Origin of the sequence: Streptomyces sp. NPDC035033 (assembly GCF_040636735.1) — a bacterium.
Classification (GTDB): domain Bacteria; phylum Actinomycetota; class Actinomycetes; order Streptomycetales; family Streptomycetaceae; genus Streptomyces.
The window spans coordinates 19807-27120 of record NZ_JBEZUZ010000099.1 but is presented as its reverse complement, the minus strand read 5'-3'; the positions used below and the strand labels follow the sequence as shown (position 1 = coordinate 27120).

General features: G+C 74.4%; 5 protein-coding genes. 2 read left to right on the top strand and 3 right to left on the bottom strand.

The genetic code is table 11. From position 1 onward, the window contains the following. Window positions 1–122: 122 nt before the first annotated feature. Both AB0E83_RS29835 and AB0E83_RS29830 read right to left on the bottom strand, forming a co-directional pair. On the bottom strand, window positions 123–3047 hold the full coding sequence (locus AB0E83_RS29835) for an FAD-binding and (Fe-S)-binding domain-containing protein (protein ID WP_362118617.1): 2925 nt from the start codon (window positions 3045–3047) through the stop codon (window positions 123–125). 31 nt (window positions 3048–3078) lie between these two features. Beyond that, window positions 3079–3540, bottom strand: a complete 462-nt coding sequence (locus tag AB0E83_RS29830) for a MarR family transcriptional regulator (RefSeq protein ID WP_362118614.1) — start codon at window positions 3538–3540, stop codon at window positions 3079–3081. A gap of 132 nt (window positions 3541–3672) precedes the next feature. On the opposite strand from AB0E83_RS29830, the gene AB0E83_RS29825 reads away from it, so the two are divergent. Continuing rightward, window positions 3673–5508, top strand: coding sequence for an ABC transporter ATP-binding protein (locus tag AB0E83_RS29825; protein ID WP_362118611.1), 1836 nt, complete (start codon window positions 3673–3675; stop codon window positions 5506–5508). A gap of 302 nt (window positions 5509–5810) precedes the next feature. Continuing rightward, complete coding sequence (locus AB0E83_RS29820) at window positions 5811–6194, top strand: hypothetical protein (RefSeq protein WP_362118608.1); 384 nt, start codon at window positions 5811–5813, stop codon at window positions 6192–6194. On the opposite strand, the gene AB0E83_RS29815 is transcribed toward AB0E83_RS29820, so the two are convergent. Then, on the bottom strand, window positions 6184–7296 hold the full coding sequence (locus AB0E83_RS29815; RefSeq protein ID WP_362118623.1) for an NAD(P)-binding domain-containing protein: 1113 nt from the start codon (window positions 7294–7296) through the stop codon (window positions 6184–6186). The two genes, AB0E83_RS29820 and AB0E83_RS29815, sit on opposite strands and share 11 nt — an antisense overlap. Window positions 7297–7314 lie beyond the last annotated feature (18 nt).

Genomic DNA, 7314 nt, shown 5'->3' with positions numbered 1-7314 from the left:
GTTGTCGTACTCGGGGTACTGGCCGATGTGGGTGTTCTGCGAGTAGCGGGGGACGGCCAGCTCGCGGGCGGGGCCGGGCGCGGACGCCCCTGGTCCGGGGCGCGTCCGGGGCGGCCGGCGGGTCAGGGACGGGTGGCCCGCTCCAGGGCGAGGAGGGCGGAGGCGTACCGCCGGCCGGTGGCGCGGTCCATGCCGATCTCGCACATCCGGTTGGCCGAGAGGTGCGCGTCGAAGGGGCGGGCGGTGACCTCGGCGGCCTCGCGGGCCGTCGCCGAGGCCGTCAGCTCGGGATGGAGCATGCCCCGGTCGCCGGCGAAGGCGCAGCAGCCGGCGTCGGCCGGCACGACGACCTCCTCCGCGCAGAACTCCGCCACGGCGGTGAGGTGGCCGGTGTCGCCGAGGTGCCGCATCGAACAGGTGGGGTGGACGACGGCCGAGCCCACCCGGCGGCGCGCCTCCAGCCGGGGGAGGAGCTCGTCCGCCGCCCACACCAGGGAGTCCACGACGGTCAGTTCGGCGTGCAGCGCGCGGTTGTCGTCGGTGAGGTACGGGACGACCTCGTGGGCGATGCCCAGGGTGCAGGAGGAGGCGTCCACCACCAGCGGGAGCCGGCCGCCCGCGGTCCAGCCCCAGGCGGCCTCGACGATCCGGTTGGCCATCAGCGCGTCGCCCTCCTCGTACCCCTTGGAGTGCCAGATGGTGGCGCAGCACGTGCCGGTCACGTCGTCCGGGATCCACACGGGCAGGCCGGCCCGCGCCGAGACGGTGACGACGGCCTCCGGGAGGGAGGGGCCGGAGGTCCCCTCGGGGTTGCCGAAGATGCGGTTGACGCAGGCCGGGTAGTAGACGGCGGCGGCCGCCGGGCGGTGGGTGCGGGGCAGCCGGCGGGGCGCCGCGCCGGGGATCTCGGGCAGCCACTCGGGGACGAGGTCGGGCCGGACGGCCTTGCGGGCGAGGCCGGTCACCCGCTCCAGGAAGCCGTCGCCCAGCAGCCCGGCGGCGCCCACGGCGAGCCGCGCCGAGGTCTCCACGGCCCGGAAGCGCTTCGCGGCGAGGGCGGCGATCCGCTCCTCGCGCGGGGAGTGCCGCCGGTGCCGGAACTCCTTCATCAGCGCGCCGGTGTCGATGCCGACGGGGCAGGCCAGCTTGCAGGTGGAGTCGCCGGCGCAGGTGTCGACGGCGTCGTAGCCGTACGCCTCCAGGAGCCGGTGCTCGACGGGGGAGCCGTCGGCCTGCCGCAGCATCTCCCGGCGCAGCACGATCCGCTGGCGCGGAGTGGTCGTCAGGTCCTGGCTGGGGCAGGTCGGTTCGCAGAAGCCGCACTCGATGCACGGGTCGGCGATCCGCTCGACGGCCGGGATGGTCTTCAGGCCGCGCAGGTGCGCCTGGGGGTCCCGGTCGAGGACGACCCGGGGGGCCAGGACCCCCTCGGGGTCGATGAGTTCCTTGGTCCGCCACATGAGCTCGGTCGCCTTCGGGCCCCACTCCAGCTCCAGGAAGGGGGCGATGTTGCGGCCGGTGGCGTGCTCGGCCTTCAGCGAGCCGTCGAACCGCTCGACGGTGAGCTTGCAGAAGTCGGCCATGAAGGAGGCGTACCGCTCGACGTCGGCCGGGTCGGCGGCGTCGAAGGCGAGCAGGAAGTGCAGGTTGCCGTGGGCGGCGTGGCCGGCGACGGCCGCGTCGAAGCCGTGCCGGGCCTGGAGGTCGAGCAGCTCCGCGCAGGCCTCGGCGAGCCGGGCCGGGGGCACCGCGAAGTCCTCGGTGATCAGGGTGGTGCCGGAGGGGCGGGAGCCGCCGACGGCCGTCACGAAGGCCCTGCGGGCCTTCCAGTGGCGGGCGATCGTCCCCGCGTCGCGGGTGAAGGCGTTGTCGGCGGAGGGGACCGGGGCGACCAGGTCGAGCCCGGCCAGGACCTCGTCCGCCGCCCGCTCGTACGCGGCCAGGGCGGTCTCGTCGGGGGCCCGGAACTCGACGAGCAGCGCCGTGGTGTCCCGGGGCAGCTCCGCCCAGTCGGCCGGGACGCCGGCCACGCTCACCGAGGCCCGCAGCGTGTTGCCGTCCATGAGCTCGACGGCGAGCGCCCCGGCCTCGACGAAGCGGGGCACGGCCGCGGCGGCGGCGGGCAGGGTGGGGAAGAAGAGCAGGGCGGTGGAGACCAGCCGGTCGAGCGGGAGGGTGTCGAAGACGACCTCGGCGAGGAAGCCGAGGGTGCCCTCGGAGCCGACCATCAGCCCGCGCAGGATCTCCACCGGGGTGGTGCCGTCGAGGAAGGCGTCGAGGCGGTAGCCGTTGGTGTTCTTGATCGTGTGCTTGGCGCGGATCCGGGCCGTGAGCTCCGGGTCGGCCTCGATCTCGGCCTTGAGGGCGAGCAGCCCCGCGCGGAGGCGGGGCTCGGCGCGGGCCAGTTCCTCGTCGGCGGCCGGGTCGGCGGTGTCGACGACAGTGCCGCTCGGGAGCACGAAGGTGAGCGAGGAGACCGTCCGGTACGAGTTCCGGGCGGTGCCGGCGGTCATCCCGGAGGCGTTGTTGGCGACGACCCCGCCGATGGTGCAGGCGACCGCGCTGGCCGGGTCCGGGCCGAGGACCCGCCCGTACGGGGCGAGGGCCGCGTTGGCGCGGACGACGGTGGTGCCGGGGCGGATCCGGGCCCGGGCGCCGCCGTCCAGGACCTCGACGCCCGCCCAGTGGCGGCGGACGTCGACGAGGATGTCCTCGCCCTGCGCCTGCCCGTTGAGGCTGGTCCCGGCGGCCCGGAAGACCACCTCGCGGCCCTTGCCGCGCGCGTAGGACAGCACGGCGGAGACGTCGTCGACGTCCTCGGCGACCACGACCACCTGCGGCAGGAACCGGTAGGGGCTGGCGTCGGAGGCGTACCGCACCAGGTCGGAGACGCCCGAGAGCACCTTCTCCGGACCGATCAGCGCCGCCAGCTCCTCGCGCAGCCGCCGCGGGGTGCCCCGCGCCTGGAGGTCCGGGACCCGGTCGGGGGCCGGGGCCCGCTTCCGGCCCGGACCGAGGGCCCGCGGGTTCGGTTCCAGCAGCGGCATGGCACGGCTCCCCTCGGCGCGGGCGCCGGCGTCAGCAGCCGCCCTCCGGGGCGGGCCCGGCCAGGGCGGTCAGCAGATCCCCGAGCACCTCGCGCTGATCGGCGGTCAATGGAGCCAGGATGTCCTCTGCGGCGGCCCGGCGCGCGCTGCGCAGCTCCCGCAGCGTGGCGCGTCCCTCGTCGGTGAGCTCGATCCGCACCACCCGGCGGTTGGCCGGATCGGGCGCCCGGCGCACCCGCCCGGCCGCCTCCAGGCCGTCGACGAGGCTGGTCACGGCGCGCGGGACGACCTCCAGGCGGGCGGCGAGGTCGGCCATCCGGGGCGGGGCGTCGCCGTAGTGCGCGACCAGGCGCAGCAGCCGGGACTGGGCCGGGGTGATGCCGACCGGCTCCAGGTGGCGCTTCTGGATGCGGTGGAGCCGGCGGGTGAGCCGGAGCAGCTGCTCGGCGAGGAGCCCGTCGGGGTCGGGGGCGCTCACGGCGGGGGAGTTCATGCGGGAACGATAGCAGGACCTGGTTCATTGTGAACATAGGTAAGAGTGAGCTACAGTCCGATGTGCATCCTCGTGCGAGGTGCGCCCCCGGGCGAGGTGCGCCCGCACGTCCCGAACCCCTCGAAGGAGCCCATGCGCCCCCACGACGAGTCCACCTGGACACCCCCGCCGCGCGATCCCGCGCAGCCGAAGGAGCCCGCCCAGCTGCGGCGCATCCTCGCCCTCTTCCGCCCCTACCGCGCCCGCCTCGCGCTCGTCGGCCTGCTGGTCGGCGCCGCCTCGCTGGTCTCGGTCGCCTCCCCGTTCCTCCTCAAGGAGATCCTCGACACCGCGATCCCCGAGGGGCGCACCGGGCTGCTCGGCCTGCTCGCCCTCGGCATGATCGCCACCGCCGTGCTGACCAGTGTCTTCGGCGTGCTCCAGACCCTGATCTCCACCACGGTCGGCCAGCGCGTCATGCACGACCTGCGCACCGCCGTCTACGGCCGGCTCCAGCGGATGTCGCTGGCGTTCTTCACCCGGACCCGGACCGGCGAGGTCCAGTCCCGGATCGCCAACGACATCGGCGGCATGCAGGCCACCGTCACCTCCACGGCCACCTCCCTGGTCTCCAACCTCACCGCCGTCGTCGCGACCGTGGTCGCCATGCTCGCGCTCGACTGGCGGCTCACCCTCTTCTCGCTCCTGCTGCTCCCCGTCTTCGTCTGGATCAGCCGGCGGGTCGGCGGCGAGCGGAAGCGGATCACCGCCCAGCGCCAGAAGCAGATGGCCGCCATGGCGGCGACCGTCACCGAGTCGCTCTCCGTCAGCGGCATCCTCCTCGGCCGCACCATGGGCCGCGCCGACTCGCTGACCGAGACCTTCGCCAGGGAGTCCGAGCGCCTCGTCGACCTGGAGGTGCGCTCCTCCATGGCCGGCCGCTGGCGGATGTCCGTCATCGGCATCGTCATGGCCGCCATGCCCGCCCTGCTCTACTGGGCGGCGGGCTTCGCCCTCCAGGCCGGCGGCGCCGCGATATCGCTCGGCACCCTGGTCGCCTTCGTCTCGCTCCAGCAGGGCCTCTTCCGGCCCACCGTGAGCCTGCTCTCCACCGGCGTGCAGATGCAGACCTCGCTCGCGCTCTTCCAGCGCATCTTCGAGTACCTCGACCTCCCGGTGGACATCACCGAGCCCGAGGAGCCCGTCCGCCTCGGCCCCGTCCGCGGCGAGATCGGCTTCGAGGGGGTCGGGTTCCGGTACGACCCCGAGGGCACCGGCCGCCCCACCCTCGACTCCATCGACCTCACCGTGCCGGCCGGCGGCAGCCTCGCCGTCGTCGGCCCCACCGGCTCCGGCAAGTCCACGCTCAGCCATCTGGTGCCCCGGCTGTACGACGTGACCGAGGGCCGGGTCACCCTGGACGGCGTCGACGTCCGCGACCTCGGCTTCGACACCCTCGCCGCGGCCGTCGGCGTCGTCTCCCAGGAGACGTACCTCTTCCACGCCTCCGTCGCCGACAACCTGCGCTTCGCCAAGCCCGACGCGACCGACGCGGAGATCGAGGCCGCCGCCCGGGCCGCCCAGATCCACGACCACATCGCCTCGCTGCCCGACGGGTACGACACCCTCGTCGGCGAGCGCGGCCACCGCTTCTCCGGCGGCGAGAAGCAGCGGCTCGCCATCGCCCGCACGATCCTGCGCGACCCGCCGGTGCTCATCCTCGACGAGGCGACCAGCGCCCTCGACACCCGCACCGAGCGAGCGGTCCAGCAGGCCATCGACGCCCTCTCCGCCGGGCGCACCACGATCACCATCGCCCACCGCCTCTCCACCGTCCGGGACGCCGACCGGATCGTCGTCCTGGTGGCGGGCCGGATCGCGGAGAGCGGCACCCACGAGGAGCTGATGGCCCGGGACGGCACGTACGCCGCCCTGGTCCGCCGCGACGAACAGGCGAACGTGGGAGCGGTTGTTCCCACGAACGTGTGATCGTCCCCGGATTCGTTGCTCAACTCCCGTACGGCGTCGGATGATTACGGTGCGCAAGCGACGGGCTGCAGACCGCGACTGCGCTGTCCCACGAAACACCTGTACGAGGAGAAGCACCACCATGAACGTCATCACCGATCTGCTCGCCGGCGTCCTCCACTTCCTGGGCTGGCTCGTCTGACGCTCGCAGTTCACGGCGCCGCCGGTTCCCCGTCCCAGGGGACCGGCGGCGCCGCCGTATGTGTAGAGATATCGACCGATTTGAGTGGTATCGCGAGGGTCGTCGACTCGTTGGGCAGCGCATGAAGCAGCTCAGACGACGTCGCTGGATCTGGTCTCCCATCACCTCCTGGCAGGCCAGACGACTGGCCCGGGTGACCGGGGTGGATTTCGACGACGCCTGGGTCGAGATCCGGCTGACCACCCATCCGGACGAGCGGCATTTCGCCCTCGCCCACGACGTCCTCACCCAGGTCCTCCTCACCCGGAGCGCCGTCTACCTGGAGGAGGGGCTGCGGTACGCGCCGGAGGGCGGCTCGCGGTACGCGCCGGAAGGCGGCTCGCGATACGTGCCGGAGAGCGGTTCGCGGTACGCACCGGAGGGGGGCTCGCGGTACGTGCCCGGGGCGGGGGTGCGGCCGCCGGAGAGGGAGGGGCGGCCGCGCGACGGCTCGCTCAGACCGTGACCGGCTCGGCGACCGCTTCGGCGACCGGCGCCGTGACCGCCTCCGGGGTGCGCGCGGGCCCGGCGTCGAGGAGGCGGCGGATCTCGGTCACCGCGGCGCGGCCGGCCCGGTTGGCGCCGATCGTCGAGGCCGAAGGCCCGTAACCGACCAGGTGGACGCGGTCGTCGAGGGCGGCGCGGGTCCCTTCCAGTCGGATGCCGCCGCCGGGCCCCCGCAGCCGCAGTGGGGCCAGGTGGTCGATCGCCGGCCGGAAGCCGGTCGCCCACAGGATCACGTCCGCGTCGACCGTGCGGCCGTCCGCCCAGACGGCCCCGGTCGGCGTGATCCGTTCGAACATCGGCTGCCGGTCCAGGACGCCGTTCGCCAGCCCCGCGCGGATCGCGTCGTTCAGGGGCAGCCCCGTCACCGAGACCACGCTCCGCGGCGGCAGCCCCCGCCGGACCCGCTCCTCGACCAGGGCGACGGCCGCCCGGCCCTCGGCCTCGCCGAAGGAACCCTCCCGGAAGACCGGCTCGCGCCGGGTCACCCAGGTGGTCGCGGCGGCGTGCTCCGCGATCTCCAGCAGGTGCTGGGTGGCGGACGCCCCGCCGCCCACCACGATCACCCGGAGCCCGGCGAAGGCCTCCGGCCCCGGGTACCGCGCCGTGTGCAGCTGCCGTCCCCGGAAGGTCTCCTGGCCGGGGTAGCGGGGCCAGAACGGCCGGTCCCAGGTACCGGTGGCGTTGATCAGCGCCCGGGGCGCGTACATCCCCTCCGAGGTCTCCACCCGCAGCCGGCCGCCCTCGCCCTCCCGGACGGCGGCCACGTCGACGGGCCGGTGCACGCGCAGCCCGAAGGTCCGCTCGTACGCGTCGAAGTAGGCGCCGATCACCTCGGAGGAGGGGCGGGCGGGATCGGCCCCGGTCAGTTCCATGCCCGGCAGGGAGTGCATGCCGTGCACCTTCCCGTAGGTCAGCGAGGGCCAGCGGAACTGCCAGGCCCCGCCCGGGCGGGGCGCGTGGTCGAGGACGACGAAGTCCCGGTCCGGCTCCAGGCCGGTGCGCCGCAGGTGGAAGGCGGCGGAGAGCCCCGCCTGACCGGCGCCGATCACGACGACGTCCACCGCCCGGACCGCTGTTTC